At 67.2% G+C, this 25,476-nt stretch carries 24 protein-coding genes and 1 tRNA gene; 10 read left to right on the forward strand and 15 right to left on the reverse strand.

The annotated features are described in order from the left end of the window. Positions 1 to 26 precede the first annotated feature (26 nt). Complete coding sequence (locus ACP69V_RS12000; protein WP_426024094.1) at positions 27 to 1,109, reverse strand: ABC transporter substrate-binding protein; 1,083 nt, start codon at positions 1,107 to 1,109, stop codon at positions 27 to 29. A 77-nt stretch (positions 1,110 to 1,186) separates the two neighbouring features. Here ACP69V_RS12000 and ACP69V_RS12005 point away from each other — a divergent pair, with 77 nt between their 5' ends. Continuing rightward, positions 1,187 to 1,849 carry a response regulator transcription factor gene (locus tag ACP69V_RS12005; protein WP_426024095.1) on the forward strand — a complete coding sequence of 221 codons (663 nt, stop codon included), beginning with the start codon at positions 1,187 to 1,189 and terminating at the stop codon, positions 1,847 to 1,849. After that, entirely contained in the window at positions 1,846 to 3,222 is a 1,377-nt protein-coding gene (locus ACP69V_RS12010; RefSeq protein WP_426024096.1) for a sensor histidine kinase N-terminal domain-containing protein, read from the forward strand. The genes ACP69V_RS12005 and ACP69V_RS12010 overlap by 4 nt, the downstream gene beginning before the upstream one ends. Before the next feature lie 207 nt (positions 3,223 to 3,429). Here ACP69V_RS12010 and ACP69V_RS12015 read toward each other — a convergent pair whose 3' ends face one another. The 8 genes from ACP69V_RS12015 to ACP69V_RS12050 all read right to left on the reverse strand — a co-directional run bounded on the left by ACP69V_RS12015 (position 3,430) and on the right by ACP69V_RS12050 (position 11,827). Then, complete coding sequence (locus ACP69V_RS12015; RefSeq protein ID WP_426024097.1) at positions 3,430 to 5,700, reverse strand: alpha-amylase family glycosyl hydrolase; 2,271 nt, start codon at positions 5,698 to 5,700, stop codon at positions 3,430 to 3,432. Positions 5,701 to 6,442: 742 nt separating this feature from the next. Continuing rightward, positions 6,443 to 6,529, reverse strand: a tRNA-Leu gene (locus ACP69V_RS12020). Between the two features lie 47 nt (positions 6,530 to 6,576). After that, positions 6,577 to 8,013, reverse strand: coding sequence for a M20/M25/M40 family metallo-hydrolase (locus tag ACP69V_RS12025; RefSeq protein ID WP_426024098.1), 1,437 nt, complete (start codon positions 8,011 to 8,013; stop codon positions 6,577 to 6,579). 43 nt (positions 8,014 to 8,056) lie between these two features. Continuing rightward, positions 8,057 to 8,296: a DUF3297 family protein gene (locus ACP69V_RS12030; protein ID WP_045810378.1), complete on the reverse strand. Its 240-nt coding sequence runs from the start codon at positions 8,294 to 8,296 to the stop codon at positions 8,057 to 8,059. A gap of 314 nt (positions 8,297 to 8,610) precedes the next feature. Next, positions 8,611 to 9,522, reverse strand: coding sequence for a MotE family protein (locus ACP69V_RS12035; RefSeq protein ID WP_426024099.1), 912 nt, complete (start codon positions 9,520 to 9,522; stop codon positions 8,611 to 8,613). A gap of 17 nt (positions 9,523 to 9,539) precedes the next feature. After that, complete coding sequence (locus tag ACP69V_RS12040; protein ID WP_426024100.1) at positions 9,540 to 10,124, reverse strand: DUF6468 domain-containing protein; 585 nt, start codon at positions 10,122 to 10,124, stop codon at positions 9,540 to 9,542. After that, the gene (gene fliM / locus ACP69V_RS12045; RefSeq protein ID WP_426024101.1) at positions 10,124 to 11,164 is read right to left on the reverse strand and encodes a flagellar motor switch protein FliM; all 1,041 of its coding nucleotides are present in this window, start codon (positions 11,162 to 11,164) and stop codon (positions 10,124 to 10,126) included. Before fliM ends, ACP69V_RS12040 begins: the two co-directional genes overlap by 1 nt. A gap of 3 nt (positions 11,165 to 11,167) precedes the next feature. After that, the gene (locus ACP69V_RS12050) at positions 11,168 to 11,827 is read right to left on the reverse strand and encodes a flagellar basal body-associated FliL family protein (protein ID WP_426024102.1); all 660 of its coding nucleotides are present in this window, start codon (positions 11,825 to 11,827) and stop codon (positions 11,168 to 11,170) included. Between the two features lie 181 nt (positions 11,828 to 12,008). On the opposite strand from ACP69V_RS12050, the gene flgF reads away from it, so the two are divergent. From flgF to ACP69V_RS12085, 7 genes are all read left to right on the forward strand, one after another. Further along, entirely contained in the window at positions 12,009 to 12,749 is a 741-nt protein-coding gene (flgF, locus tag ACP69V_RS12055) for a flagellar basal-body rod protein FlgF (RefSeq protein WP_426024103.1), read from the forward strand. A 14-nt stretch (positions 12,750 to 12,763) separates the two neighbouring features. Next, the gene (gene flgG / locus ACP69V_RS12060) at positions 12,764 to 13,552 is read left to right on the forward strand and encodes a flagellar basal-body rod protein FlgG (protein WP_346493858.1); all 789 of its coding nucleotides are present in this window, start codon (positions 12,764 to 12,766) and stop codon (positions 13,550 to 13,552) included. Positions 13,553 to 13,555: 3 nt separating this feature from the next. Next, a complete protein-coding gene (locus ACP69V_RS12065; RefSeq protein ID WP_426024104.1) occupies positions 13,556 to 14,173 on the forward strand; it encodes a flagella basal body P-ring formation protein FlgA in 618 nt (205 codons plus the stop codon). 12 nt (positions 14,174 to 14,185) lie between these two features. After that, complete coding sequence (gene flgH / locus ACP69V_RS12070) at positions 14,186 to 14,908, forward strand: flagellar basal body L-ring protein FlgH (RefSeq protein ID WP_426024105.1); 723 nt, start codon at positions 14,186 to 14,188, stop codon at positions 14,906 to 14,908. 131 nt (positions 14,909 to 15,039) lie between these two features. Beyond that, positions 15,040 to 15,468, forward strand: a complete 429-nt coding sequence (locus tag ACP69V_RS12075) for a hypothetical protein (protein ID WP_426024106.1) — start codon at positions 15,040 to 15,042, stop codon at positions 15,466 to 15,468. Between the two features lie 8 nt (positions 15,469 to 15,476). Beyond that, the gene (locus ACP69V_RS12080) at positions 15,477 to 15,974 is read left to right on the forward strand and encodes a hypothetical protein (RefSeq protein ID WP_426024107.1); all 498 of its coding nucleotides are present in this window, start codon (positions 15,477 to 15,479) and stop codon (positions 15,972 to 15,974) included. 49 nt (positions 15,975 to 16,023) lie between these two features. Beyond that, complete coding sequence (locus ACP69V_RS12085; protein ID WP_426024108.1) at positions 16,024 to 17,811, forward strand: DUF885 domain-containing protein; 1,788 nt, start codon at positions 16,024 to 16,026, stop codon at positions 17,809 to 17,811. Between the two features lie 62 nt (positions 17,812 to 17,873). On the opposite strand, the gene ACP69V_RS12090 is transcribed toward ACP69V_RS12085, so the two are convergent. Continuing rightward, positions 17,874 to 18,875: a zinc-dependent alcohol dehydrogenase family protein gene (locus tag ACP69V_RS12090; protein WP_426024109.1), complete on the reverse strand. Its 1,002-nt coding sequence runs from the start codon at positions 18,873 to 18,875 to the stop codon at positions 17,874 to 17,876. A 90-nt stretch (positions 18,876 to 18,965) separates the two neighbouring features. On the opposite strand from ACP69V_RS12090, the gene ACP69V_RS12095 reads away from it, so the two are divergent. Next, positions 18,966 to 19,958, forward strand: coding sequence for a LysR family transcriptional regulator (locus tag ACP69V_RS12095; protein ID WP_426024110.1), 993 nt, complete (start codon positions 18,966 to 18,968; stop codon positions 19,956 to 19,958). Here ACP69V_RS12095 and ACP69V_RS12100 read toward each other — a convergent pair. From ACP69V_RS12100 to cysG, 5 genes are read right to left on the reverse strand one after another with little or no spacing between them, the layout of a single operon-like run. Then, positions 19,955 to 20,953, reverse strand: a complete 999-nt coding sequence (locus tag ACP69V_RS12100; protein WP_426024111.1) for a cysteine synthase A — start codon at positions 20,951 to 20,953, stop codon at positions 19,955 to 19,957. The genes ACP69V_RS12095 and ACP69V_RS12100 overlap by 4 nt on opposite strands. Positions 20,954 to 20,991: 38 nt before the next feature. Continuing rightward, positions 20,992 to 22,068: a phosphoadenylyl-sulfate reductase gene (locus ACP69V_RS12105; protein WP_426024112.1), complete on the reverse strand. Its 1,077-nt coding sequence runs from the start codon at positions 22,066 to 22,068 to the stop codon at positions 20,992 to 20,994. Next, a complete protein-coding gene (locus ACP69V_RS12110; RefSeq protein ID WP_426024113.1) occupies positions 22,055 to 23,722 on the reverse strand; it encodes a nitrite/sulfite reductase in 1,668 nt (555 codons plus the stop codon). The genes ACP69V_RS12105 and ACP69V_RS12110 overlap by 14 nt, the downstream gene beginning before the upstream one ends. Continuing rightward, a complete protein-coding gene (locus tag ACP69V_RS12115; RefSeq protein ID WP_426024114.1) occupies positions 23,722 to 23,997 on the reverse strand; it encodes a DUF2849 domain-containing protein in 276 nt (91 codons plus the stop codon). The genes ACP69V_RS12110 and ACP69V_RS12115 overlap by 1 nt, the downstream gene beginning before the upstream one ends. After that, entirely contained in the window at positions 23,994 to 25,379 is a 1,386-nt protein-coding gene (cysG, locus tag ACP69V_RS12120; protein ID WP_426024115.1) for a siroheme synthase CysG, read from the reverse strand. Before cysG ends, ACP69V_RS12115 begins: the two co-directional genes overlap by 4 nt. Positions 25,380 to 25,476 lie beyond the last annotated feature (97 nt).

A 25,476-nucleotide genomic window follows, 5' to 3' on the forward strand; every position in this document is an offset into this window, starting at 1 on the left:
CTTTGTGGACTTATCCACAGGAACGCTCAGGGTGCGGCGGGATCCGAGGGGGCCCTGACGCCAGGACGCATCGCGGCGTGCCAGCGCTTCAGCAGGGTCGCACGGCGCGCCTGATCCAGATTGGCCAGCAGGGCCGGCCCCACCCGAATAGGTCGAACCCCGGGCGACGCAGGTCGCAGGGGCGCATCGACATCGTCGCGCACCGGCCGAACCCCCAATGCGCCGATCACGCGCTGGCCTTCGCGCGACAGCAGAAAGTCCAGAAACAGACGCGCCGCATTCGGGTGCGCGGCATTGCGGGGAATAAAGGCCACCCGCGACACGGACAGATGATAGTCGTCAGGCGTGATCAACCCGATCTGGGGAACACGCTCGGCCCAGGACTCACCATAGGATCGGTTCATATTATAGGCGAACACCATCCGGCCATCGGCGATCTGGCCCATCATCCTCTGCCCCGAGGTGTCCAGTCGCGGGCGCTGGGCGCCCAGCGCCTCCATCAAGGGCCAGGCGTCGGGATAGATTTGCACGTCCGCCGACAACTGCATCAGGGCCACGCCGCTGCGTTCGGCGTCATAGAGGGTGACGCGGCCGCCAAAGACGTCAGGCCGTGTCCTCAGCAACCGAAGCAAATCCGCGTGGCTGCGCGGTACGATATCGCCCGCGAGCTGACCCTTGTTATAGGCGAACACGATCGGCTCGGCCGTCAGCCCATATCCCTGATCGCGCCACACCGACCCGTCTGGCATCGCCGCCCGATGCGGGGACTTGTAGGCCTGGGCATAGCCGTCGTTGATCAGCTTGACCTGCACGTCCATCGCCGTGCTCCAGACCAGATCCGGCCCGTCCTGCCCCGTATCCGCCAGCGCGCGAACCTGTTCGGCGATCCGCGTGGAGTTGATGTCTTCCAGATGCACCCTGATCCCGGGCCAGCGACGACGAAAGGCCTCCAGCACCGGCCCCATCAGGCTGGTGTTGGTCAGGATGTGCAGCGCCCCTTCGCGACGCGCCAGCCAGCGCACCCGCTGCGCCGTGCCTGCCCCCTCCGGCTCCGACGAACAGCCGGCGGCGCCCAATCCGGCCACGCCTCCCGCCAGACCCATCAGCATATGTCGTCGATCCGTCTTCACCGCTCCGGCTTTCTGGTTATGGTGTCGCGCATGATCCGTCGCCCCGTTCCGTCGCCATGAGAATACTCGTCGTCGAAGATGACAAGGCGCTGCGGCATTCGCTCGAAGCCAGTCTTCACGAGGCGGGGTTCGAGGCAAGCTGTATCGACAGCGGCGAACAGGCCTTGCAGCTCGAAAACGCCGAGGTCTTCGACGCCGCCATTCTGGACATCGGCCTGCCCGACATCGACGGCTTCGAAGTGCTCAGAACCCTGAGGCGGCGGGGATCCTCGACGCCCGTCTTGATGTTGACGGCGCGCGACGCCCTCGGCGACCGCGTCGCGGGCCTGGACCTCGGGGCCGACGACTATCTGGTCAAGCCGTTCGCCCCGTCTGAACTGGTCGCACGCCTGCGCGCCATCGTGCGTCGGCGCCAGGGACAGGCCGCCGGCGCGGTCGTGGTCGGAACCCTCTTCTGCGACTGGCGCACCGGGCGCGCCCTGGTCAACGACCGCGACCTCGCCTTACGTCCCCGTGAATGGGCCGCCTTACGCGTCCTGGCGTCCCGGCCGGGACAGGTGGTGGACCGCGACCTGCTGGCCGCCGAGGTCTTCCCGCAAGACGAGGCGCCGTCCCTCAACGCGCTGGAAATCCACGTCGGTCGGCTGCGTCGAAAGCTTCAGCCCGACGGCCCAGCCGTGACCAATATTCGCGGCCGTGGGTATCGTCTCGATCCATGAGCCGCGCCCGGCCTGCCCGTTCCCACAGCCTGGTCATACGCCTGCTGATCGCACAGGTGATTCCGCTGGCGATCTTCGCCGTCGTCGTCCTGGCGGTCGGCGCCTGGACGGCCCAGCGGGTGGTGGCGAGCAATGCGGACCGGTTGCTGGCGGGCGCGCTGCAAACGATCCGCGAGACCGTGTCGGTTACCGATGGCCGCGTCACCGTGGACGTAGAACCCTGGGCCCTGGCCTTGCTGGACGGGCCAGAGCGTGACGCCGTCTTCTACAGCGTCCGCGAAGGCGAGCGGCTCGTGACCGGCTATGAAGAACTGCCCAACCTCCCCCAGGCGCAAGCGGACCGGCCGGCGTTCGCGGACCTGTCCGTCAGGGGCGTTGCGGTGCGGATGGCGCAACAGACTTTGATCATTCCCGGCCGCGACGCCCCTGTCCGCGTCTCGGTCGCCCAGAGCCTGGACTCCCGCCGCGCCAGCCTGCGGGAGCTTTACCGCAGCATGCTGCTTCTGCCCGGCCTGCTGGTCGTGCTCGCCGCCCTTCTGATCTGGCCGGCCCTGCAATGGGGTCTGAACTCGCTGAAACGCCTGATCGACGACCTGACGCGCCGCCCCAGCCCCTCGGCGAACTTCGCCCCGACCAATGTCGATCTGGCGCCGCGCGAGTTCTGGCCGGTCCTGAACGCCTTCAACCATCTGCTCGCGCGGCTGGAGACCTCGACCTCCGGCATTCAGCGGTTCGCGGCCGACGCCTCGCACCAACTGCGCACACCGCTGTCGGTCGTGTCCGCCAATCTCGAACTTCTCGCAGGCTCTTCCCGTCCTTGGACGGATCAGGAGAGACGGCTGATCGCAGATTCTCGCGACGCCGTCAGCGGCATGACGCACCTCGTCGGGCAACTGCTGTCCACGGCCCGCGCCGACGGCGCCCGAATCTCATCCTCCGCCGACCTCGGCCGCGCGGCCCGCCGCGCCTGCCAGGCCGCCCGTGAGCGCCGCAGCTTTCCTGACGGCGCCCTGCGTCTTCGTCTTCCGGCCGAACCGGTCACCGTCCTCGGCGCCGAGGACCTCATCACCGAACAGATCCTCAACCTTATCGACAACGCCTTCCACCACGGCGCGCCGCCTGTAATCGTGCATGTGCAAACGACCGGTGCGGTCTGCGTCTGGGATCACGGCCCAGGCGTCGACGAAGCCACGCTCCCCCACCTTACCGACCGCTTTTTCCGCGCCGCCTCATCCCAGGCATCGGGCTCCGGCCTCGGCCTGGCGATCGTTCATACTCTGTCCGACGCCCAAGGCGCGCAGTTCACAATATTCAATCGCGGCGTAGAGCGAACTGGCCTGATCGGAACGATTGCTTTTCAACTTGAAGCGTAGAGGATGCTTGGGGCGGCTCTGGTTCCTCCTCATGACTGACGTGGTTGAGCAGGACTTGAAATGTCTTTGCGCATACGCACCCGTAAGCAGTCGCTTTTTCAGCGGCCGACTTCGGCGAGACAGTCTGAAAACGCCTCCCGACCAAGCTAATTAACACTGCCCCTTGGCTCAGGCAGGTGGCCAGCACCCACCCTGCTCCGTACCGCCTCAAGCCCCGTCCGACACCAAGACCGCGCCGAACAAGGGAGGCAGTCTCAACTGAATGGTCGGTCCGGCCTCAAGCCGTTGGCCGGTTAGGGCGTCTGTATAAGAACGACCGCGCAACGTCGGCGGCAGGTCGATCTGAACCGTACGTTCCGCATCCGAGTTGTTCACTGCGACGAGGGCGACCCGATCCTGCAGCGTCCGGGGCGCGACCACGACATGGGCGTCCGTGTAGAGCGGCGCGCCCAGTTCGCCCAGGGCCAGAATCGGATGCTGGCGGCGAAGCGCGATCAGTTTGCGCATCTCGGCGTAGGTTGTCATGTCAGGATCGCCGCCGGTGTCCGCCCAGGGGAAGGTGCGGCGGTTGTCGGGATCCTCGCCGCCCGTCACCCCGACTTCGTCGCCATAGAAGACGGTCGGGGCGCCCGGCCAGGCGACCTGCATCAGCACAGCCAGGCGATACCGGCGGCGCGCCAGCGCCGTCGCCGCAGGATCGTCGCCATGATCGCCCAGCAGCCACAGACTGCGCGCGGTGTCGTGGGTGGACAGCAGGTTCATCGACGCGCGCCAAGCCTGGGCGGGATAGAGCTCGCGCATCAACTCGATGTTGCGATAGGCGCCGGCGACGTCGCTGCCTGAGGCGATATTCAGCGCCGTGTCGCGGAAGATGTAGTTCATCGTCCCATCGAAAGTGTCGCCCAGGAAGTATTTGGACGAATCGAACCAGGTTTCAGCGATGGTCACCGCCTCGGGGTCCTTGGCCTTCACCGCCTGGCGCCATCCCCGCCAGAAGTCGTCGGGCACCCAGGGCGCCACGTCCATCCGCCAGCCGGAGGCCCCGCGATCCAGCCACAGGGCCGTCACCGAATCCGGCGCACCATAGGCGAACGACCGGAAAGACGGCGACCCCTCGTTCAGTTCCGGCAAGTCGCGCGCCCCGGTCCAGCCGGTGTAACGGTCGTCGGGGTCGGCCTGCGAGGCGTCCAGACGATACCAGTCGGCGTAGGGACTGTCGGTGCGCACCTCGCCCCCCTCCAGCGCCCCGACGCCCGGATGTTTGGCGAAGCGATCGAAATACAGGCTGTCACGGCCGGTGTGGTTGAACGAGACGTCCACCACCACGCGGATCCCGCGCCGAGCGGCCTCGCGCGTCAGCCGCTCGAAGTCGGCGTTCGTGCCGAAGGCGGGATCGACGTTGCGATAGTCGCCGGTGTCGTATTTGTGGTTGCTGGCGGCCGTGAAGATCGGCGTCATGTACAGCGCCGTGGTTCCCAGTGCGGCGATGTGATCCAGCTTTTCGGTGATCCCGGCCAAGTCGCCGCCGAAGAAGTCGTTGCCGCCGCGATTGTCCGAGCCGTCGCCCGAACCGGGGCGGAACGGCCGGGCGTTCCAGTCGGCATGCGTCTCGACCGACCCGTTCTGGAAGGTATTCGGCCCCGGCTTCGGATCGTTGGAAGCGTCGCCGTTCCGGAAGCGATCGGGGAAGACGTAGTACCAGACCGCCTGCTGCGCCCAGGCCGGCACCGCATAGTCTCGCGACGTCACGGTCATGCGAAACCGCCGCACCGTCCCCGTATCCTGGGGCGCGTCCGACGCGACGCCAAGGCCGTTGCCGCCCCGTTCGCGGGTCCAATAGATCGGCGCGCTGTTGTTCTGATAGACGAAGTGTCGTCCGCCGATCTCGACGTCGAACCAGTAGCCGTAAACGCCCGTCGTCGCGAACACATGCCGGCCCGCCCAGCGCCCGTCCGCGCCACGCACCAGCGGGACGCGTTCCAGTTCGTCATAGGCCAGAACCTCTTGATTGCCCTCCAGGCGGCGTCGGTCGATTACCAGGGTCGCCCGCTCTGCGTCGGGCGCATCGAGGCCGAACGTCACCTGCCCGCCATCGACGACCGGGCCGAAGGGGGCCTTGTAGGCCACGTCGCGGCTGTCGTGGCGCAGGGATCGGGCGCGCGGATCCGACAGCGTCTCGACCTGGGGCGCGGCCTTCGCCACCGTCAGCACGGGACGGCCGTCCTCGAACTGAAGCCGGAGCGTGCTCCAGCCGTCGAACCGATAGCGCAGATTGTCCGAACCGCCCTGGTCCGGGCGCGCCGTGGGGATGACCGCCCCTTGCGGCTCCGACCCTCTCGGCCCCGCAAAGGTGGAGGCGCCGCTCCAGTCGGCGTCGGCGATCTTGAAGTCCTGAGCGCCCTGCAGTTCGGTGGTGACGACATAGGCGTCGCAGTCCCAGCGCATCGCGTATTCATCGACGGCGGTCCAGCCGCTCATGGCCCCGCGAAGATACAGCCGTGTGTCGCCGAACGGGGGAGCGCTGCAACGATCGACTGCGACATCCGCGACATCTGCGACGCTGGCGCACCCGGCGAGAATGCCGCCGGTGATCGCCAGCGCGGCGACCCCCGCGCTTCGTCCGCGACTCGACGCCGAACGGTCGGTTCGGTGCGCAGATTTCGTACGCTTCCCTGCCATGCCCAAGCCCAGCCCGCCATTCGCCATGATCGTTTCCCAAGTGCTTTTGTGTTTTCTGCAAGTTTTCACAAAAGTAACCCGTGCGCCACCGCCAACCTGCCCTAAGGCGTCAAATTGCCTCGAAAGCGAGGGCTAAGCGCCGATGACGCAATGATGCAAAATACTGCAAACAAGCACCTCATAGTGCCACAACGCGCGCTTAAGAGATCTTCTACGGGAGACCAATGCAAGCGCGCCATCGGCGCAGACCGACAACCTGAAGCAGAGACTTCTATGGCTTAGCGGTTGCGCACTACCCCAGCGTGGGATGGGCGTCGGCTGGGTCAGTATCGTGTGGAGCGGCTGATGCGCCGCGCGCCGGCCTGCAACGGCTGGCGGTCCTGTCGCGCCATGTCCGGGCGACAAACGGTCGCCTCCCGAGCCCCGAGCTTGGGCTGACCCAAAGTTCGGATTGCGGGATCAAGTATGGAGCAGAGGCTCATCGCCTGGCTCTCGCCCGATCTGGCATGCGCTCCTAGTCACACCACGTCATTGAAAACTATGGTGCGGGCGGCCGGGCTTGAACCGGCAAGGACTTTCGTCCGGCAGATTTTAAGTCTGCTGCGTCTACCAGTTTCGCCACGCCCGCGACCGGACCGGCTGTATAGCCAGCCTGTCCGTCGGGGCCAAGCGGGCTTAGCGAGCGGCGGGCGCCGCCGGCTTCATCGCCCGGAAATCCACGTCGGAATCGGCGATCAGCCACAACAGGCCGGCCCAGGCGGCGACGTTCTGGTTCAGTTGCGCCGGGTCGATCTTGTCCAGGGTGTCGTTGGCGGTGTGGTGCAGGTCGAAATAGCGCGTGCCGTCCTGGGCCAGACCGAAGAAGGGCACGCCAAGCGGTCCCATCGGGCCGACATCGACGCCGCCATCGGTCTCGACCTCGTTCGAGGCCAGGACTCCGATGGGATAGAGGACACGCGTGGCGGCCTTCTGGAAGTCCGAGCCTTGCGCGCCTGCGGGCAGGCGCAGGGCGTAGACGCGGTCGGCGCCGAAATCGCTCTCGCCGGCAATGATGTGCTTGTCCAGGGCCTCACCCTGGCCGCGCGCATAGACGGCGCCGCCGTTGCCGGTCTGGGGCGTCGGCTGGGAGACCTCTTCCGACCCGTAGAAGATCACGCGCAGGGTGCGGGCCGGGCGGCGGCCGCTGTCGGCGATGGCCTTGGCCGCCGCCACGGTGATGGCGCCCCCTGCCCCGTCGTCGATGGCCCCTGTGCCCAGGTCCCAGCTGTCCATGTGCGAGCCCAGCACGATGATCTCGTCCGGTCGCGTGGCGCCCGGCAGATCGCCGATCACATTCTGGCTGGCGGTCCGATAGGTGCGGGCGGTCGAGGTCAGGCGCATCCGCACCGGCTGGCCCAGGGCGACCAGGCGGCTGACCTGATCGGCGTCGGGCGCGGCTAAAGCGAAGGCGGGGATGGTCGGCTTGCCGTCCACATAGCGGGTGGTGCCGGTGTGGGGCATCCGGTCCTCGTCCGAACCGACCGACCGCATGACGAAGGCCGATGCACCCTTGGCCGCCGCCACGCCGGGGCCGGCGCCGCGCACGCGGGTCTGGGGACCATAGCCGGAGCCGTCCTGCATGGGGTGCATCTGGCCCAGGTCGACATAGACGATCTTGCCCCGCACGGCGGCGTCGGGCGCGGCCTGCAAATCCTCGAAGGTGGAGAAGCGGACGATCTCGGCCTCGACGCCATTGCGCGGCGTGGCCGGCGAATGACCCAGGGCGGCGGCGACCAGGGCCTGGGCGTTATCGCCGACGATGGCGGCCGAGCTTTCGCCCCGCTCCCATCCGACCAGCGGGAACTCTTCGATCCGCACGTTCTGGAAGCCGTTGGCGCGCAGATAGTCGGCGGCCCACGCGGCGGCCTGCTGTTCCGAGCGCGAGCCGGCCGGGCGCGCGCCGAACCGCGTCGTCAGCTGGGTGACATAGTCCATGGCGATGTTGGAGCGCATCGCGGCGTCGCGCACGACGATGGCCTGATCCACCGTCGCGGCGTCCTGGGCGTTCGCGACAGGGGCGAAGGCGACAAGACCCAGCGCAGCGGCGCTGGCGGTCAGCAGGCGGATGGACATGGGCAGGCTCCGGACTCAGGCAAGAGCCGGAACCTAGGTAGGTTCAGTCGTTCTGGAAATAGGGTTCGACCGGACCCTGCAGTTTCACGGTCAGGGCCTTGCCCTTGCGGTCCACGCGATTGCCCAGGGCCAGACGCACCCAGCCCTCGGAGACGCAATATTCTTCGACATTGGTCTTTTCCTCGCCCTTGAAGCGGATGCCGACGCCGCGTTGCAGCACCTCGGCGTCGTGATGGGGGCTGGACGGATCGACCGAGAGGCGGTCGGGAGGCGTGTCGGACATGGTCTTCGAGCGAGCTCAGGTTTTCGGCAAGGCGCGGTGATAGACGCGCGCGCGTCTCATGCCAATCCGAAACCGGGCGGCGGCGTGCTTATGGCAGCAGATGATAGTGCTGGGCCACGGCGACGATCATCACGGCTCCCACCGTCGGAACGGCGACAATGATGGCGCGACGCAGACGATGCGCGACGTATAGCAGTTCCCCGACCACGACGTTTTCCTCGATGCAGTCGCTCTCTGACGGAGCGTTCGAAGATCATTGGTCGAACTGATCATCCTGTCGAGACGAAACGTCTGATCAGGCGCCACAAATATCGTTACTGCACAGTTTGGCGCGGCTGAGCGTTGGGGGCGGCCGACGGCTGATAGGCCTGGGGACCGGCGGGCGGCGTAGCGGCGGGCGTCGCCGGGCGACGTGCCGGCGTTGCGGCCGGGCGCCTAGCGGGCGTGGCGGCAGGACGAGAGGCCGCTGGCCGTGGCGTCGGACGGGACGCAGGCGTGGCGGTGGCGGCGGCTGGCTGAGCGACCGGGGTGGGCGCAGGCGTTGCGGCGGCGGGCGTCGCAGCCGGCGGCGGCGTGGCGGCTTCGGCGGCGGCGGCGCGGGCGGCCATCTGCTGGGCCTGGAAGCGGGCGGCCAGCTTCTCGGTCAGTTCCTTGGCCTGGGCCGGCGTCATCTGCGCCATGATGGCGGCCAGGGTGCGCGGACGCATGGCGGCGGCGACGGGCAGGCGCACGCGGTCCTCCAGCGTCGCCATGACGGGTGCGGCCTCCTTGGGTCGCATGGCGGAATAGACCTGGACCAGGCGGTCGATCTCGGCCTTCTCGCGCTCGTCCACCTGACCGAGCATCTGCTTCATCTCGGCCTTAAGCGCCGCCAGTGCCTGGATCTTGGCCTCCAGCTTCTGTTCGGCGGCAACCATCAGCGGCAAGGTGGTGGCGAAATCCTGATCGCGCGCGTCCAGCGCCTCTCGGCGTTGCGACAGCGACTGGATGATTCTGAGTTCGGCGGGCGAAATCCCGGCCTGCTGGGCCAGTTGTTCGGGCGACAAGGCGGAGCAGGTGCCCGGCAGGACAGGCTTGACCGGCGCGCCGGCTGCGGCAGGCGCGGCCTCCTCGGCCCAGGCCTTGGCGCCGTCGAACAGGCCGGGCGCCACGCCGATGGCGCGCACGGCGACCACCCCGCCGATGGCGATGGCGATGAGGGGCAGAAGGCGGGGTAGACGGGCCATGAAATGGGGTTCCGAACTCAGGCGGCGAACAGGTCGTCGTCGAGATTACGACGCGCGGCGTTGAGGCTTTGTTTGGCGGAATGGTTAGCGGAACGTCCTGCCGTCAGGGCCTGAACGATGGCGGCGACATTGTCGCGACCGGCCGGGGCGGTGCTCGCGGTGGCGCGACGGCTGGTCGAGGGGCTGGCCAGACCCTGGATACGCTCGGCCAGAGCGGCCATGCGCTCGGCGCGTTCTTCATCTTCGGTCGCGGTCACGGCAGGGGCGGTGACGGCGACGGGCGCGCGGCGGGCCGGCTCGTCCTCGACGATGCGAACGGGTGCGGCGGCCGGCGCGCGGGCGATCAGGGTTTCGAGCTGCGCCTTGACCTCACGCGCCTTGATGATGCGGTCGTGCAGCAGGTCCGTTTCCTGGCCCGAGGCGCGCAGGGTCGCCAGGGCGTTCTCGGCGCGACCGGCGGCGGCGTTCAGCTCGGTCACCGCCTGGGCGAAGGCCAGTTGACCGGCGCGCAGGGCGGCCAGCTTGCGTTCCAGCTTCACCCCATAGCCGATCGCTGCGACCAGCAGCAGCATCAGCACCCCGTCCATGATCATTCCGGCCATCAGACTTTGACTCCCAGGCGGGCGGCGGCTTCGGGATTGACCGGCCCTTCGACGCGTATGGCGATGTGCTGACCCTTCCGACCCATGCGGCCGGTGGTCAGGGGGATCGAGCCGGCGCGGATCGACACCTCCGAATCCGGCGTGGCGTTCAGCATCAGGGTGTCGCCGACCTTCAGGTTCAGCACGCTGGACAGGGGCATCATCTGCTCGTCCAGCACGGCGCGGACCTCGGTCTCTGTGGTCCACAGCTCGGTGGCCAAGTGGCCTTCCCAGATGTTGTCGCGGCCGAACTTCTCGCCCATGAACTGCTGCAGCAGCATCTTGCGGATCGGCTCCAGCGTCGCATAGGGCAGCAGCAGCTCGATCCGGCCGCCGCGATCTTCCATGTCGATGCGCAGCTTGATCAGGATGGCGGCGTTCGCGGGTCTTGCGATGGCGGCGAAGCGAGGGTTGGTCTCCAGCCGATCCAGGTTGAAATGGACGGGCGTCAGCGGCTCGAAGGCCTGGCGGGCGTCGTTCAGCACGACCTCGACCATCCGCTGCACCAGCACCCGTTCGATGGTGGTGTAGGGCCGGCCTTCGATCCGCAGCGCCGCCGTGCCGCGACGACCGCCCAGCAGCACGTCCACGATCGAATAGATCAGGTTGGAATCGACCGTCAGCAGGCCGTAGTTGTCCAGCTCCTCGGCCCGGAACACCGCCAGAATGGCCGGCAGCGGGATGGAGTTCAGATAGTCGCCGAACCGAATCGACGAGATGTTGTCCAGGCTAACTTCGACGTTGTCGGAGGTGAAGTTGCGAAGGCTGGTAGTCATCAACCGCACCAGGCGGTCGAACACGATCTCCAGCATCGGCAGGCGCTCGTAGCTGACGAGCGCGGAGTTGATGATGGCGCGGATGCCGGACTTTTCGGAACCGTCGTCATCGCCCAGATCGAAGCCCAGCAGGCTGTCGATCTCGTCCTGGTTCAGGACGCGCTCGGACAGGGCGTCTCCCGCGTCGCCTAAGCCGCCGAACGGATCGAGCTGGGCATCGGTCATGGCCTAGTTCACCAGCATTTCTTCGATCAGCACGGCGTCGATCTTGCCCGGCGCGGCGATCAGATTGACGCGGCGCAGGATCTCGGCCCGCAGCTGATAGGTGCCGGCCGAACCGCTCAGATCCTCGGGACGCAGCTCGCGCACGAAGCCGGTGAACATGTCCTGAAGGCGCGGCATTTCTTCCTGCAGATGGGTCGCCACCTCGGCGTCCTGCATCTCCAGCGTCAGCTTCAGCTTCAGGAAGGTCGGACGACCGTCGGGCGACTGAATGTTCATCACCATGTCCGGCAGAGTGTAGAAGGTGACGCCGTCCGGTCCCTCGGAGATGACGCCCAGCGATGGATCGGCGGCCTCACCCTCGCCGCCGCCGTGACCGCCGCCTTCCTTCTTCTCTTCCTTGCCGTGACCGCCCTTCGCCTCGGCCTTTTCCTCGCCGTGGCCGGCCTCTGCTTCGGCGCCGTGCGCCTCGGCGGGCTTGGGTTTCAGCATGAAGAAGGCGGCCGCTCCGCCGCCGCCCAGCACGAGCAAGGCGACCGGCGCGATGATGAACAGCAGCGGGAGCTTCTTTTTCTTGGGCGCGCCGTCGCCACCTTCGCCGTCCTGAACGGCAGGCAGAGCGGCGTCGGCGTTCGCCTCGCCCTTCTTCTTGCCAAACTTCAACATGCGCGCGCCCCGGAGAATCCCTCACAAGAAGGATCGACCGGGTTTGGTTAACGTGACGTTTACAAACGGCAGATTTTGCCGGGCTCTCCCCTGTCCAGAGGCCTTCAAACCCGCATTCCAGCTGAATTAACCCTGTTGGCACGGTCGTTGCGAGGCGGTTGGGCGAAGGAGCACGCCACTCGTGGAAAACGCCGCCTACATTGGATTGTCACGCCAGATGACGCTGCGCCGCGAATTGGACATCGTGGCCAACAACGTCGCCAACGCCAACACGACCGGCTTCAAGGTCGAGCAGTTGATGCTGGGGACCGAGATCGGTCAGCGCGCGCGCAACGACTCCATCCGCCCCTCGGCCAGTTTCGTGCTGGACAACGGCGTCGGCCGCGACTTCGGCCAGGGTTCGATGCAGCAGACCGGCCGTGCCCTTGACTTCGCCATCGCCGGCGAAGGCGCCTTCTTCACCGTCCGCGACGGGGCGAACGGCGAGGCCTACACCCGCGACGGCGCCTTTACGATGGACCCGGAAGGGCGGCTGACCACCAAACAGGGCCAGGCGGTCCTGGGCGGCGGAGCGGAGATCGTGCTGGACCCCAACCTGGGCGCGCCCGGCGTCGGCGCCGATGGCACGATCACCCAGGACGGCCAGGTCACAGGCCGTCTGTCGGTGGTGCGGTTCGAGACCCTGGGCGTGCTCGAAAAGAGCGGCGACGGCCTGTATCGCAATGCCTCGAACGCCCAGCCGATCGAGGCGATGGACGCCCAGATCCATCAGGGTTCGCTTGAGTCTTCGAACGTCAATCCGTTGATCGAAATCACCAATCTTGTCGAGATCAGCCGCGCCTACGAGAGCATTTCGCGACTGATCGAAAACACCAACGACCTTAGCCGTCGCGCCGTCGAGCGCCTCGGCAAGGCCGCTTAAGGGAGCCCCGGACCATGCGCGCACTTCGCACCGCCGCCTCGGGCATGCTGGCCCAGCAGCTGAACGTGGAGGTCATCTCCAACAACATCGCCAACATGAACACGGTGGGCTTCAAGAAGCAGCGCGCCGAGTTCCAGGACCTGCTGTACCAGAACGTCGAACGCATGGGGGCCCAGTCCTCGGCCGCCGGCACCGTGGTCCCGACCGGCATTCAGATCGGTGCAGGCGTCAAGGCAGGCGCGGTCTACCGCGTCACCGAACAGGGCACGCCCCAGGCGACAGGCAACCCCTATGACATGGCCATCGACGGCAAGGGCTATTTCCAGATCACCCTGCCCTCGGGCGAGCTGGGCTACACTCGTGCCGGCAACCTGCAGGTCAGCCCGGAAGGCCAGATCGTCACCGACGACGGCTATCTGCTGGAGCCGGCCATCACCATCCCGCAGGACACGACCAAGCTGTCCATCTCCAAGACCGGCCTGGTGCAGGTGACGCAGGACGGACAGACCGACCCGACCACCGTCGGTCAGATCGAACTGGCCAACTTCTTCAACGAAGCCGGCCTGGAAGCCATAGGCGACAACCTGCTGCTGGAAACCGCCGCCTCGGGCCCGGCCATCGTCGGCACACCCGGCGACATCGGTTTCGGCCAGGTTTTGCAGTCCTACACCGAGGCGTCGAACGTGGACGCCGTGTCGGAGATCAGTTCCCTGATCGTGGCCCAGCGGGCCTATGAGATGAACTCAAAGGTCATCAGCACCGCCGACCAGATGCTGTCGGTCGCCTCGCAAGTGAAGAGCTGAGCCATGATCCTGATCCGCTCCCTGCTGCTCGCCGCCGCCGTCAGCGCCATGTCCAGCGCCGCATTCGCCGGTCCCGTCGTCCTGCGCGTCAATCCCGTCGATGACGACGGCCGGGTCACCCTGGGTGATCTGTTCGAAGGCGCGGGCCCAGCCGCCAATGTCGCCGTCGCCGAGCGCGTCGGCCCCTCGGTCGTGCTGGAAGCCGGCCAGCTTCAAGCCCTGGCCCGTCAGGCCGGTCTCGACTGGGGCAATCCGAACGGTCTGCGCCGCGTCGCCGTGCGTCGCGCAACCGGTCCGGTCCAGACAGCGTCGGACGCGGCGTTCCAGCCTGAGGCTCAATCCGCCGCCCAGCCTATCGCCCGCGCCGCCTATCGTCCCGGCGCCGCGCCGCAGGTCATCGCCCGCAACGACATGGTCCGCGTCACCTATCAGGTCGGGGGCGTGAACCTGGCCGTCATGGGCAAGGCCATGCGCAGCGCCGGTCTGGGCGAACCCGTCGCCATCATGAACACCACCTCCAACCGCGTCATCGATGCGGTCGCCTCCGGTCCCGGCCAAGCCATCGCCGGTCCCGGCGCCGACAGCGCCCGCGCTAATCCCCAACAGTTCGCCGCCCGCTAGGGAATCCTCTTCATGCGTAAGACCATCCTGATCCTCGCCGTCCTGGCCCCGCTGGCCGCCTGCTCCACCGTCGTGGAGACGGTGCGCGGCCCCGAACTGGCTCCCATCGGCTACCCCGCCGCCCTGATTCCGGCGCAGCAGGCCTATCTGCCGGCCCGCGAAACCGCCCCCGCCAGCGCCAACAGCCTGTGGCGCACCGGCGCCCGCACCTTCTTCGGCGACCAGCGCGCGCGTCACATCGGCGACATCCTGACGGTCAAGATCGACATCGACGACCGCGCCCAGACCCAGAACTCGACCCAGCGGTCGCGCTCCAACAACATTTCCGGCGGCGTCTCCAACCTGTTCGGCCTGGAAAGCAGCCTGGGTCGCGCCTTCCCTGGTGGTTTCGACCCGTCGAACATGATCGGCATGGAAGGCGAATCCAACTCTTCGGGCGCAGGGACGGTCAACCGCGCCGAAAAGGTGTCGCTGACCGTCGCCGCCGTCGTCACGGACGTCCTGGCCAACGGCAATCTGGTGATCCAGGGTCGGCAGGAAGTGCGCACCAACCGCGAGGTCCGCGAACTGACCGTCGCCGGCATCGTGCGGCCCGAGGACATTTCGTCCGCCAACGCCATCAACCACACCCAGATCGCCGAAGCCCGCATCTCCTACGGCGGTCGCGGCGACGTCAGCCGCGTCCAGGCCCCGCCGGTCGCCCAGGCCCTGGCCGAGCGTTTCAGCCCGTTCTGATCGTCGCCGTGAACTGTTGACGCATAACCGCGTTCAACCTTGATGCGGCGGTCTGGTCTATTGCGGTTACGGACGGGGCTGACGACATTGGGGGCGACGCGGCGATGCGCGTTGTCGGCGGGGGCTGACACATGATGCTTATTCTTTCCGCCGTGATGGCGGTCGCCATGCAGGCCGCGCCGACGACCGGCTGGACCTGGAGCCTGTACGAGGGCGACGGTCCCATGGTGCTGGCCAACGAGATTCCCGACACGGCCGAGCTGCGCGCCACCCTTCAGTGTCAGCCGGGCTCGGGCGCGGTTTCGGTCGCGGTCTATGGCGACGACGCGACGGCTGGTTTCGCCCGGATCACCGCCGGCGGCATGACCGCCACCAGCGAGGCCCGCGTCGGGCGCGGCGGCAAGCTGGAGACTGCGGTCCCGGTCGATCACCCCGCCTTTTCCGCCTTCGTCGCGACCGGCCGCATGACCGTCGCCGTCGGCGACGCCGCCGACACGATCACGGTCGAACGCCCCCATCTGGCCAAGCTTCGTCGCTTCGCCGACCGCTGCGCCGGATAGGAAGTCCCATGCGTCTCTCTCGCCTTGTCCTGCCCCTGCTCGCCCTGTCCGCCCTGGCGGCCTGCGCCACCAACACGCCCGCCCCAACTAATGTGGCGGCGGGCCCGGCGCCGGCGCCCATGCCCGGCTACGACTGGTTCCTGAACCGTGATGGGCCGGAGGCGATCCTGGCTTACGGCGTCGCCAACAGCGACGAGGTCAAGCTGCATCTGCGCTGCCAGGCCGGCTCCGGCGTGCTGGAGCTGACGGCGGCCAGCGAAAAGCCTGGCCGCGAAATCCATCTCGAATCGGGCGGCGACACCGAACGCTATCCCGCCGCCTCGGAACCGGCGGGCGTGCACGACGGCGAACTGCTGACCGCCCAGGCCACGACCAAGGATGCGGTCTTCCAGCGTTTCCGTCGCCTGGCCTGGATCGCCTCGTGGTCGGATGAGGAACGCCACGTCTACGCCGCACACCCGGCCGCCAAGGCGGGAATCGAGCAGTTCTTCACCGTCTGCGGTTGACGCACCGATCACGCTCGGCTTGCGTGCCCCCCTAAACAGGAGGGGCGTGATGAAGTTTTCCCATTTGGCCATGGCGGCCTTGCTCGCGAGCACGTCGCCGCTGGTCGCGATCGCTCAGACGCCGCCCGCCGCTGTCGCGGCCACGCCCGCCGACGCGGCGCTGGACGCCGTGATCGTCGATTACGAGACCTATCTGAAGACGGTCGACCCTCTGTCCGCCAGCGGCGAAGGCGACGTCGAGGCCATGGGCCGTCTTCCCGACCTGTCGCGGGAGTTCGAACTGGCCCAGCGCGCGCCGCTGGAGGCTTTCGTCGCCCGGCTGAAGGCCATCGACCCGGCAAGTCTTTCCCACGCCGGCGGCATCAACCACGCCCTTTTGCTCTACACCCTGAGCCGCAGCCTGGAGGGGCTGGACTACGACACCTCGCGCCTGGCGTTCGACAGCGAGGGCGGCCCCGGAACCTGGGCGCTTTACATCGGCGGGAGCACCCGGCTGAACTCCGTCGCGGAGGCCGAAGCCTATATCCGGCGCGTCAAAGGCTTTGGAAACATCTACGCCCAGACGACCGACAACGCCCGGCGCGGCCTGGAGACCGGCCTGGTCCAGGCCCGTTCCGTCACAGAAAGCGCCCTGGCCAACGCGCGCAACGACGTGGCGATCACGCCCGACGCCGAGCCCCTGCTCAAGCCGTTGAGCACCCTGCCCGCGACCGTGCCCCAGGCCGACAAGGACCGGCTGACGGCGGACGCCGCATCTGCGGTCGCCACGATCATCGTCCCGGCCCGCCAGGCCTGGCTGACCTTCCTTGAGACCGACTATCTGCCCAAGGCCCCGGTCGAACCCGGCATCGGCAACCGCCCGGGCGGCAAGGACATGTACGCCTATCTGGTGCGCGGCCACACGACCACCGACCTGACGCCGGACCAGATCCATCAAATCGGCCTGTCCGAGGTCGCCCGCATCCGCGCCCGCATGGATGTGGAGATGAAGGCGTCCGGCTGGACCGGCGACTTCGCCGGCTTCCTGAACTTCCTGCGCACCGATCCGCAGTTCTACGCTCCCACGCGCGAGGCCCTGATCGAGAAGGCGTCCGAGATGGCGAAACGTGCCGACGGCGGCCTGCCGGCCCTGTTCGCCACCCTGCCCCGCCTGCCCTATGACGTGCAGCCGGTCCCGCCGCAGATCGAGGAAAACTACACCACCGGCCGCTACAACGGCGGTTCGATGCAGAACGGCGTCGCCGCCCACTACATCGTCAACACCTCCAAGCTGGATCAGCGCCCGCTATACGAACTGCCCGCCCTGACCCTGCATGAGGCGGTGCCCGGCCACCACATCCAGATCGCCTTGCAGCAGGAGGCGGAGGGCCAGCCCTATTTCCGGCGCCAGGCCAATGTCAGCGCCTTCACCGAGGGCTGGGGCCTGTATGCCGAGTATCTGGGCGAGGAGATGGGCTTCTATCGCACCCCCTACGAACGGTTCGGCCGCCTGTCCTACGAGATGTGGCGCGCCTGCCGCCTGGTGGCCGACACCGGCCTGCATTGGATGGGCTGGTCAGAGGAACAGGCCCGCGCCTGTTTCCGCGACAACTCGGCCCTGGCGCCCCACAATATCGAGACCGAGCTTCAGCGCTACATCGGCTGGCCGGGCCAGGCCACGGCCTACAAGATCGGCGAGATCCGCCTTCGCGAAATCCGCGCCCGGGCCGAGCGCGAACTGGGGCCGAAGTTCAACGTGCGCACCTTCCATGACGCGCTGCTGGTCGAAGGCCCGCTGCCGCTGGCCCTGCTGGACCAGCGGATGGATGCGTGGATCGCGGAGGAGAAGGCGAAATAACGACAGGGTCTCCTCCCCACGGCGTGGGGAGGAACCGCTTGCCTGCACGGTCGGTGGCCGGCTCAGAGGTCGATGATCAGCTTGCCCTTGGCTTCGCCTGCTTCCAGCTTGCGATGCGCGTCCGCCGCCTCTTCAAGACCAAAGCGCTGCGGGTCAAGGCGAGGCATGAGCTTGCCCGCCTCAACAAGCCGGGCGATCTTTTCGAGGATTTCGCCCTGCTGCGGCCGTGCCGTGCCGAACATGATCGGCACGAGAACCAGGACCATGTGCAGGTTGGCGCCCTTCAGATAGAGCGGCGCGAGGTTGTGGCTGGCGGCGCCGACCACGGTCACTACGTCGCCTGTCGGCTTGACCATCTGGAAGGCTGCGTCGAGCGTGGCGCCGCCTACCGTATCGAAAATCAGGTCAAAGCCCTGACCATCAGTATGCTTTGCAACGATGTCCTGCGGGTTGGTGTCAGCCAGATCAACGCACGCCTGTGCGCCGGCGAGCATCGCCGCTTCGGCGCTCTCCGCTGACCGCGTCATGGCGACGACATGAGCGCCGGCGGCGTAGGCGAGTTGTACAGCGGGATAGCCGACGCCGCCCGCCCCACCCGTGATCAATACACGGCTGGCCGGCGTGATCTTCATCTTTTCGAACAGGGCGATCCAGGCCGTGGTCGCTGTAAGCGGCAGAGCGGCGGCCGTCCGGAAGTCTACATTTCCGGGCATCCTGGCGATGAGGTCTGCGTCCACCACCGCATATTCCGCAAGCGCGCCGGGAACATCGCCCTCGGGACCACAGAAACCGCCGGCAAAGCCGTAAACATCATCCTCCGGACGAAAACGCGTGACGCCCGGTCCGACCGCCTCAACGGTGCCGGCGAAGTCGGTTCCCAGCACCGCAGGGAAGGAGGCCGGCGTCATCGGCAGCTTCGCCTTTCGCACCTTGGTGTCGATCGGATTGACGCTCGTGGCTCGGATTCTCACAAGAACCTCGCCAGCGCCGGGTACCGGTTTCGGCAAATCGACGAGTCGAAGCACGTCCGGGCTTCCCTGTTCGGTCGCGACCACAGCCTTCATCGATTTTCGCCTTTTCATTCTCAGATGAGGGCAGATTATTCATCCATGCGCGGATAACAATGCGATTAAAATTCAGGAAACTTGTTCCTCATGGTCAGCAATAGGCATCTGCAGCACAAGACCTCCGGGATCGAGGAATTCCTACGCGTCGCAGAAGCGCTGAGTTTCAGTCGGGCTGCGGAATCGCTGGGACAGGCGCCATCCGCCACCTCGAAATCCGTCGCCCGGCTTGAAGCCCGGCTTGGTGTTCGCCTGTTTCACCGCACCACGCGCAGTGTGAAGCTGACCGACGAAGGGACCCTGTTCTACGCGCGGGCCAGCCGGTGGGCGGATGAACTCGACGATATGCAAAGCGCCCTTCTGAAAGACCCGGAAGAACTGAGTGGCGTGATCCGACTGGAAATGCCGGTATCGCTCGGACGTGCGCTCATTCTTCCACTGCTGGGTCGCTTCCTTTCAGATCATCCGAAGCTCAAGGCCGAGGTCCGCATGAACGACCATCATGTGAATCTCATAGCAGAAGGTGCAGATCTGGCTTTGCGGGTGGGGCGCATTGCACGGGAGGATTTGGTTGCAACCCCGCTCGGTCGACTACGCCAGGGAACCTATGCCTGTCCCGAAAGCCTCTCACGCCATGGGCATCCCAGGGTTCCAGCAGACCTTCGCTCGCATCGGCTGATCGCCTTTCTGCCACCCTTGGGTCGGCATAGACCCATGATCTATGCGAACGCCGGAAACGATATTGCGATCGACACAAGCGCGGCGGTCGCAACCTTCACCAATGGCGAGGCGCTGATCGACGCAGCGATCGCGGGAATCGGCATCGCTCAAGCCCCACAGATTTATGCGAGAGATGGCGTGCGCGCTGGGGCGCTGGTGCAGGTCTTGACCGGCCAGGACGCGCCCGGCGCCCCGGTCCAACTTGTTTATCCGCCTCGAAGGCAGTTGCCCCGACGTGCCCGCGCCCTGATGGATTTTATCGTTGACGCGCTCGCAAACGAAGACGCTTCAGACGATGACCGGATGTTGCTCGAACCCGTGCCTTTCGGTGAGCACGATGATGGCGCGAAATCGCTGATTTAGGCCCACTCCGGAACCGGTAGGCCTTTTGATTTCAGGAACTCCGGATTGAACAGCTTGGACGCATAGCGTGACCCCGGATCGCACAGGCAGGTGACGATGGTCTTGCCCGGCCCGATCTCGCGCGCCAGCCGCACGGCGCCGGCGACATTGACCCCGGCCGATCCACCCAGCGACAGGCCTTCATACTTCACCAGGTCGAACAGGATCGGCAGGAACTCGGCGTCTTCGATCCGATAGGCGTGGTCGGGTTTGAAGCCTTCCAGATTACCGGTGATCCGCGCCACCCCGATCCCCTCGGTGATCGACGAGCCCTCGCCCGTCATCTCGCCCTTGGTGAACCAGTTGAACATGGCCGCGCCGGCGGGGTCGGCCAGGGCGATGGTCACCTCGGGCTTCTTCTCACGCAGATAGGCGGCAACGCCCGAGATGGTGCCGCCCGATCCCACGGCCGAAACGAAGGCGTCCACTGCGCCGCCCGTCTGCTCCCAGATTTCCGGACCGGTCGTCATGTAGTGGGCGTCGCGGTTGGCGGTGTTGTCGAACTGGTTGGCCCAGATGGCGCCCGCCTCTTCGCTGTCGTTCAGCTCGGCGGCCAGACGCCCGGAATAGTGGACGAAATGGTTGGGGCTGGAGAATGGGGCGGCGTCCACCTCGACCAGGCGCGCGCCCAGCGAACGAATGGCCGACTTCTTCTCTTCCGACTGGGTGCGGGGAATGACGATGACCACCGGATGGCCCAGGGCCGCGCCGACCAGGGCCAGGCCGATGCCGGTGTTGCCGGCCGTGCCCTCGACGATGGTCCCCCCCGGCTTCAACGCGCCGGACGCCCGCGCGCCCTGGACGATGGACAGGGCGGCGCGGTCCTTGATGGAGCCGCCGGGATTCATGAACTCGGCCTTGCCCAGGATTTCGCAGCCCGTCTCGTCGGACAGGCGGTTCAGGCGGACCAGCGGCGTATGGCCGATCAGGTCGATGACAGACGATGTGACGGACACGTTTCAGCTTTCAGGCGAAGTCGAACGAAAGAGGGGGATCAGGCGGCGACCTGACGTCGCCCTAGGTGGATGCCGCACTCGACCTTGTCCATCCCCGACCAGCGTCCGGCGCGCGCCTCTTCGTCGTCCTGAACCGCGCGGGTGCACGGCCAGCAGCCGATCGAGCGATAGCCCTGCTCGACCAGGGGGTGGCGCGGCAGGTCATGCGCCTCCAGCCAGGCCTCGACATCCTCGGCGTCCCAGTCCGCCAGCGGATTGATCCGCAGCACCCCGTCCAGCACCTCGAACGGCTTAAGCTCGGCGCGCGTCGCGGCCTGGTAGCGTTTGCGCCCGGTGATGACGGCGTTGAACCCCTCGGTCGCGCGCGCCAGCGGCCGCACCTTTCTCAGGTCGCAGCAGGCGTCGGCGTCGGTCTTCCAAAGGTCGTCGCGGGCGTCCAGGCTCACCTTCTCATTCGCATCCGGCGTCACCAGCCGCACGTCGGTCAGGCCGAGGGCCTTGGTCAGCTGGGTGCGATAAGACAGGGTCTGGAGGAAATGCTGCCCCGTCTCCAGAAAGACCACCGGCACGTCCCGGTCCGTTTCAGCGACGATGTGCAGCAGAGCCGCCGATTCCGCCCCGAACGAGGATATGGCCCCGACGCGCAGGCCCAGGGCCGGGTCCAGCGCCGCCTTCAGGATCTCGGACGCGTCCTTGCCCTCAGTCTCGCGGTTCAACCGGTCGGCCAGACCTTGAAGGTCAGGGTCGTTCGACGCCGCCCGCCGCCTCTGCCAGATGGTCGGCGCCGGATCGACGGCCGGCTGATACGACCCGCTGAACGCCTGGTCCATCCGCGCCCAGGCCGCCGTGTCCGCGCCCGGCGCCAACTCCACCGCGTCAAAGCCCGAACGCCGCAGGTGCCGCGCCTGGTCCGGCAAGACCTTGCCCGCCGCGATCAGCCGCCCGGCATAGCCCCGCTCGCGCAGCACCGCCGCCAGCGAGAAGCCGCGCCCGTCGCGGAAAGCGTCGAACTCCAGCACCAGGGTGTCTTCATTGGCGGCGGCGGCCTCGACCTCCTCCAGTGGCGTGGTGACCGAGAGGCGCAGCCCGTTCTGAATACCTTCAAGCCGTTGCATCGAGCGTCTCATAGATGGCGTCGCGGAAGGGGTCGGGTCCGACGCGGCGCACCGTGTCGATGAACCGCTCGCCCCCGGCGCGGATTTCAAGATAGCGGTCCAGGGTCCGCTGGATCGCGGGCGCGACCTCGTCCGCCGGCAGACTCTTGCCGACGATGTCGCCCAGGGCCGCCTGTTCGTCCGGCGAACCGCCGACGGTGATCTGGTAGTATTCCTCGCCCTTACGATCCACGCCCAGCACGCCGATGTGGCCGACGTGGTGGTGGCCGCAGGCGTTGATACAGCCGCTCATATTGATCCGGACCGGCCCCAGCCGCTCCTGATAGTCCATGTCGGCCAGCCGCTTCGACAGGGCCTGAGCCACCGGGATCGACCGGGCGTTGGCCAGGCTGCAGTAATCCAGTCCCGGACAGGCGATGACGTCCGTCGCCAGATCGGCGTTGGCCGTCGCCAGTCCCGCCTCCAGCAGCGCCCGCCACAGCGTCGGCACATCGTCCAGCTTCACATGCGGCAGGACCAGGTTCTGCTCATAGGCGGCGCGCAGTTCGTCGAAGGCGTAGCGCTCGGCCAGATGCGCCACCGCGTCCATCTGGTCCGCCGTGATGTCGCCCGGCACGCCCCCGACCGGCTTCAGCGACACCACCACCGAGGCATAGCCCGCCTGGCGGTGACGCCGCACATTGTTCCTCGCAAACCGGGCGAAGTCCGGGTCGGCCAGCAGAGCGCGATCGAACGGCGCGCTGGCTTTGGGCAGGTCCTCGAACGGCGGCGGGGCGAAATAGGCCTTGATTCGCTCGGCCTCTTCCTCGGGGATCCGCAGATCTTCGTGGCGCAGGGTGGCGTAGTGCTTGTCCACCTCCTCGCGGAAGGCCTCCAGCCCGACCGACGCGACCAGGATCTTGATCCGCGCCTTATGGATGTTGTCGCGCCGCCCCAAGAGGTTCCACGCCCGCAGAATGGCGGTCAGATAGGCCAGCAGGTCGGCCGCCGGCACGGCCGAAGCGATCTCCTGGCCGATATGGGGCAGACGCCCCTGACCGCCGCCGACGAAGACACGGAAGGCGGTCCCGCCATCCTCGCCGCGCACAATCTGAAGGCCCACATCATGGGTCCGGATCGCCGCCCGATCCTTCTCGGCCCCGATCACCGCGATCTTGAACTTGCGCGGCAGGAAGCTGAATTCCGGGTGGATGGTCGACCACTGGCGAATGATCTCGCACCACGGCCGCGGATCCTCGATCTCGTCGTCCGCCGCCCCGGCGAAGACGTCGGTCGTGGTGTTGCGGATGCAGTTCCCCGAGGTCTGAATGGCGTGCATCTCGACATCGGCCAGGTCGCTCAGGATCGCCGGCAGGTCGGTCAGGGCCGGCCAGTTGTACTGGATGTTCGTCCGCGTGGTGAAATGGCCGTAACCCTTGTCATAGGTGCGGGCGATATGGGCCAGCTGGCGCATCTGCCGGCTGTTGAACGTCCCATAAGGAATGGCGACCCGCAGCATATAGGCGTGCAGTTGCAGATAGACCCCGTTCATCAGCCGCAGCGGCTTGAATTCGTCCTCGGTCAGGGCGCCGGACGCGCGGCGCGCCACCTGGTCGGAAAACTCCTCGACCCGTTCACGCACCAGGGCGTGGTCGAACTCGTCATAGCGATACATCAGCCCACGCCTCCCGCGACGCTGTGGCCGACGGTCGGCCCGGCCGAGCGAATCCGCTCCTTCAGCCGGTCACGGCCCGAGGGGACGTGGTCCTGAACCTCGACCAGATAGGGATTGACGAAGATGTCCGGTCGCCCGGCGACCTCGGCCAACACGATCTCGGCCGTGGCGTCGTCCAGGGTCGAGGCCTGGTCGAGGCCCTCCACCGGCTGATTGTCCACGCCGGCATAGATGACCCGGCCGTCCGACAGGCGGTTGGCGGTCACGATCTTCACGCCGCGACCTCCGCCCGCACGTCCAGCTGGGCCGCCGAGAACGCCGCCGTCTCGCCGACAAACAGCAGGGCCGGACCGTTCAGGTCGGCGCCGCGCACCAGGGCGCCCAGCCCGTCCAGACGGCCGGTCAGAACCCGTTCGTCCGGCCGGCTGCCGTTCTCGACGATGGCCACCGGGGTGGAGCCCAGACGGCCCGCCGCCATCAGCTTGGCCGCCGTCTCCTCGGCCCGGTCCACGCCCATATAGATGGCCAGCGTATGATTGGGCGCGGCCAGCCTGGCCCAGTCGGCGTCGCCTCCGCCCGGCTTGGCCTGGGCCGTCACGAAGGTCACCGCCTGGGCGTAGTCGCGGTGGGTCAACGGGATCCCCGCCGAGGCCGCACAGGCCAGGGCCGCCGTCACCCCCGGCACCACAAAGACCGCCACCCCGGCCGCCCGCATCGCCTCCAGCTCCTCGCCGCCGCGCCCGAAGACGAACGGATCGCCGCCCTTCAGCCGCACGACCCGATGGCCGGCGCGGGCCTCCTCGATCATCAAGGCCTCGATCTGGTCCTGGGGCACCGAATGCTCGCCGCGCGCCTTGCCGACATACAGGCGTTTGGCGTCGCGCCGCGCCCGCTCCAGCACCGCCTCGGGCACCAGACGGTCGTGGATGATGACGTCGGCGTCCTGAAGCACCCGCAGCGCCTTCAGCGTCAGCAGCTCCGGATCGCCCGGCCCCGCCCCGACGATATGGACCACGCCCTGTTCCGGCGCGGCCGAATTCAGCAGACGCAGCATCTCGCGCCGCGCCTCGGCCGTGCGGCCCGCCGCCGCCAGATCGGCCGCCGGGCCTCGGAACGCCTTCTCCCAGAACCGTCGCCGCGCCATGAAGTCGGGCACCGTGGCCTTGACCGTGTCGCGCAGCTCGCGCGCCAGTCGCGCCACGTTGGCCAAACCGGCCGGCAGCACGCCCTCGATCCGCGAGCGGACGTCGCGCGCCAGTATGGGCGCCGATCCGCCGGTGGCGACCCCGATCACCACCTCGTCCCGGTCGATCAGGGCCGGCGTCTGGAAGTCGCTCAGATGGGGCTTGTCGACCACATTTACCTGCGCCCCCGCCGCCCGGGCCAGGGCGCCCAGCCGCGTCAGCTCATCCGCATCATCCAGCGCCATGAAGACCAGCCGCGCACCCGCCAGATCCTCGGCGTCCGGCGACCGCCCTAGCGGCGTCGGCGCTGTCAGCGGCGTCTCCATCCGGGGCGGCGCCCCGTCCGGCGTGAACCATAGTAGCTCGGCCGGGGTGTTCAGAAACAGTCGCAGCTTCGCCAGGGCGGGCTCGCCGCCGCCGATGATCACGATCTTTGCGGCCTCCAGCGGGATGGCGGCGAGAAATACACGCATGGGTCTTGCTTTCAGGGTCGCCGGGATAGGAAACAGGGACGACGTCAGGACGCCGACCTTCGGCTTCTGCATCCAGCCCCGCAAACCAGATTGCCTT

Source organism: Brevundimonas sp. PWP3-1b1 (genome assembly GCF_049896065.1).
Taxonomy (GTDB): Bacteria; Pseudomonadota; Alphaproteobacteria; order Caulobacterales; family Caulobacteraceae; genus Brevundimonas; species Brevundimonas intermedia_B.

Bases quoted from the DNA above. Each gene is read 5' to 3' on its own strand.
- ACP69V_RS12000 (WP_426024094.1), bottom strand. From the start codon at position 1,109: ATGCTGATGGGTCTGGCGGGAGGCGTGGCCGGATTGGGCGCCGCCGGC.
- ACP69V_RS12005 (WP_426024095.1), top strand. From the start codon at position 1,187: ATGAGAATACTCGTCGTCGAAGATGACAAGGCGCTGCGGCATTCGCTC.
- ACP69V_RS12010 (WP_426024096.1), top strand. From the start codon at position 1,846: ATGAGCCGCGCCCGGCCTGCCCGTTCCCACAGCCTGGTCATACGCCTG.
- ACP69V_RS12015 (WP_426024097.1), bottom strand. From the start codon at position 5,700: ATGAGCGGCTGGACCGCCGTCGATGAATACGCGATGCGCTGGGACTGC.
- ACP69V_RS12025 (WP_426024098.1), bottom strand. From the start codon at position 8,013: ATGTCCATCCGCCTGCTGACCGCCAGCGCCGCTGCGCTGGGTCTTGTC.
- ACP69V_RS12030 (WP_045810378.1), bottom strand. From the start codon at position 8,296: ATGTCCGACACGCCTCCCGACCGCCTCTCGGTCGATCCGTCCAGCCCC.
- ACP69V_RS12035 (WP_426024099.1), bottom strand. From the start codon at position 9,522: ATGGCCCGTCTACCCCGCCTTCTGCCCCTCATCGCCATCGCCATCGGC.
- ACP69V_RS12040 (WP_426024100.1), bottom strand. From the start codon at position 10,124: ATGGCCGGAATGATCATGGACGGGGTGCTGATGCTGCTGCTGGTCGCA.
- fliM (WP_426024101.1), bottom strand. From the start codon at position 11,164: ATGACCGATGCCCAGCTCGATCCGTTCGGCGGCTTAGGCGACGCGGGA.
- ACP69V_RS12050 (WP_426024102.1), bottom strand. From the start codon at position 11,827: ATGTTGAAGTTTGGCAAGAAGAAGGGCGAGGCGAACGCCGACGCCGCT.
- flgG (WP_346493858.1), top strand. From the start codon at position 12,764: ATGCGCGCACTTCGCACCGCCGCCTCGGGCATGCTGGCCCAGCAGCTG.
- ACP69V_RS12065 (WP_426024104.1), top strand. From the start codon at position 13,556: ATGATCCTGATCCGCTCCCTGCTGCTCGCCGCCGCCGTCAGCGCCATG.
- flgH (WP_426024105.1), top strand. From the start codon at position 14,186: ATGCGTAAGACCATCCTGATCCTCGCCGTCCTGGCCCCGCTGGCCGCC.
- ACP69V_RS12075 (WP_426024106.1), top strand. From the start codon at position 15,040: ATGATGCTTATTCTTTCCGCCGTGATGGCGGTCGCCATGCAGGCCGCG.
- ACP69V_RS12080 (WP_426024107.1), top strand. From the start codon at position 15,477: ATGCGTCTCTCTCGCCTTGTCCTGCCCCTGCTCGCCCTGTCCGCCCTG.
- ACP69V_RS12085 (WP_426024108.1), top strand. From the start codon at position 16,024: ATGAAGTTTTCCCATTTGGCCATGGCGGCCTTGCTCGCGAGCACGTCG.
- ACP69V_RS12090 (WP_426024109.1), bottom strand. From the start codon at position 18,875: ATGAAGGCTGTGGTCGCGACCGAACAGGGAAGCCCGGACGTGCTTCGA.
- ACP69V_RS12095 (WP_426024110.1), top strand. From the start codon at position 18,966: ATGGTCAGCAATAGGCATCTGCAGCACAAGACCTCCGGGATCGAGGAA.
- ACP69V_RS12105 (WP_426024112.1), bottom strand. From the start codon at position 22,068: ATGCAACGGCTTGAAGGTATTCAGAACGGGCTGCGCCTCTCGGTCACC.
- ACP69V_RS12110 (WP_426024113.1), bottom strand. From the start codon at position 23,722: ATGTATCGCTATGACGAGTTCGACCACGCCCTGGTGCGTGAACGGGTC.
- cysG (WP_426024115.1), bottom strand. From the start codon at position 25,379: ATGCGTGTATTTCTCGCCGCCATCCCGCTGGAGGCCGCAAAGATCGTG.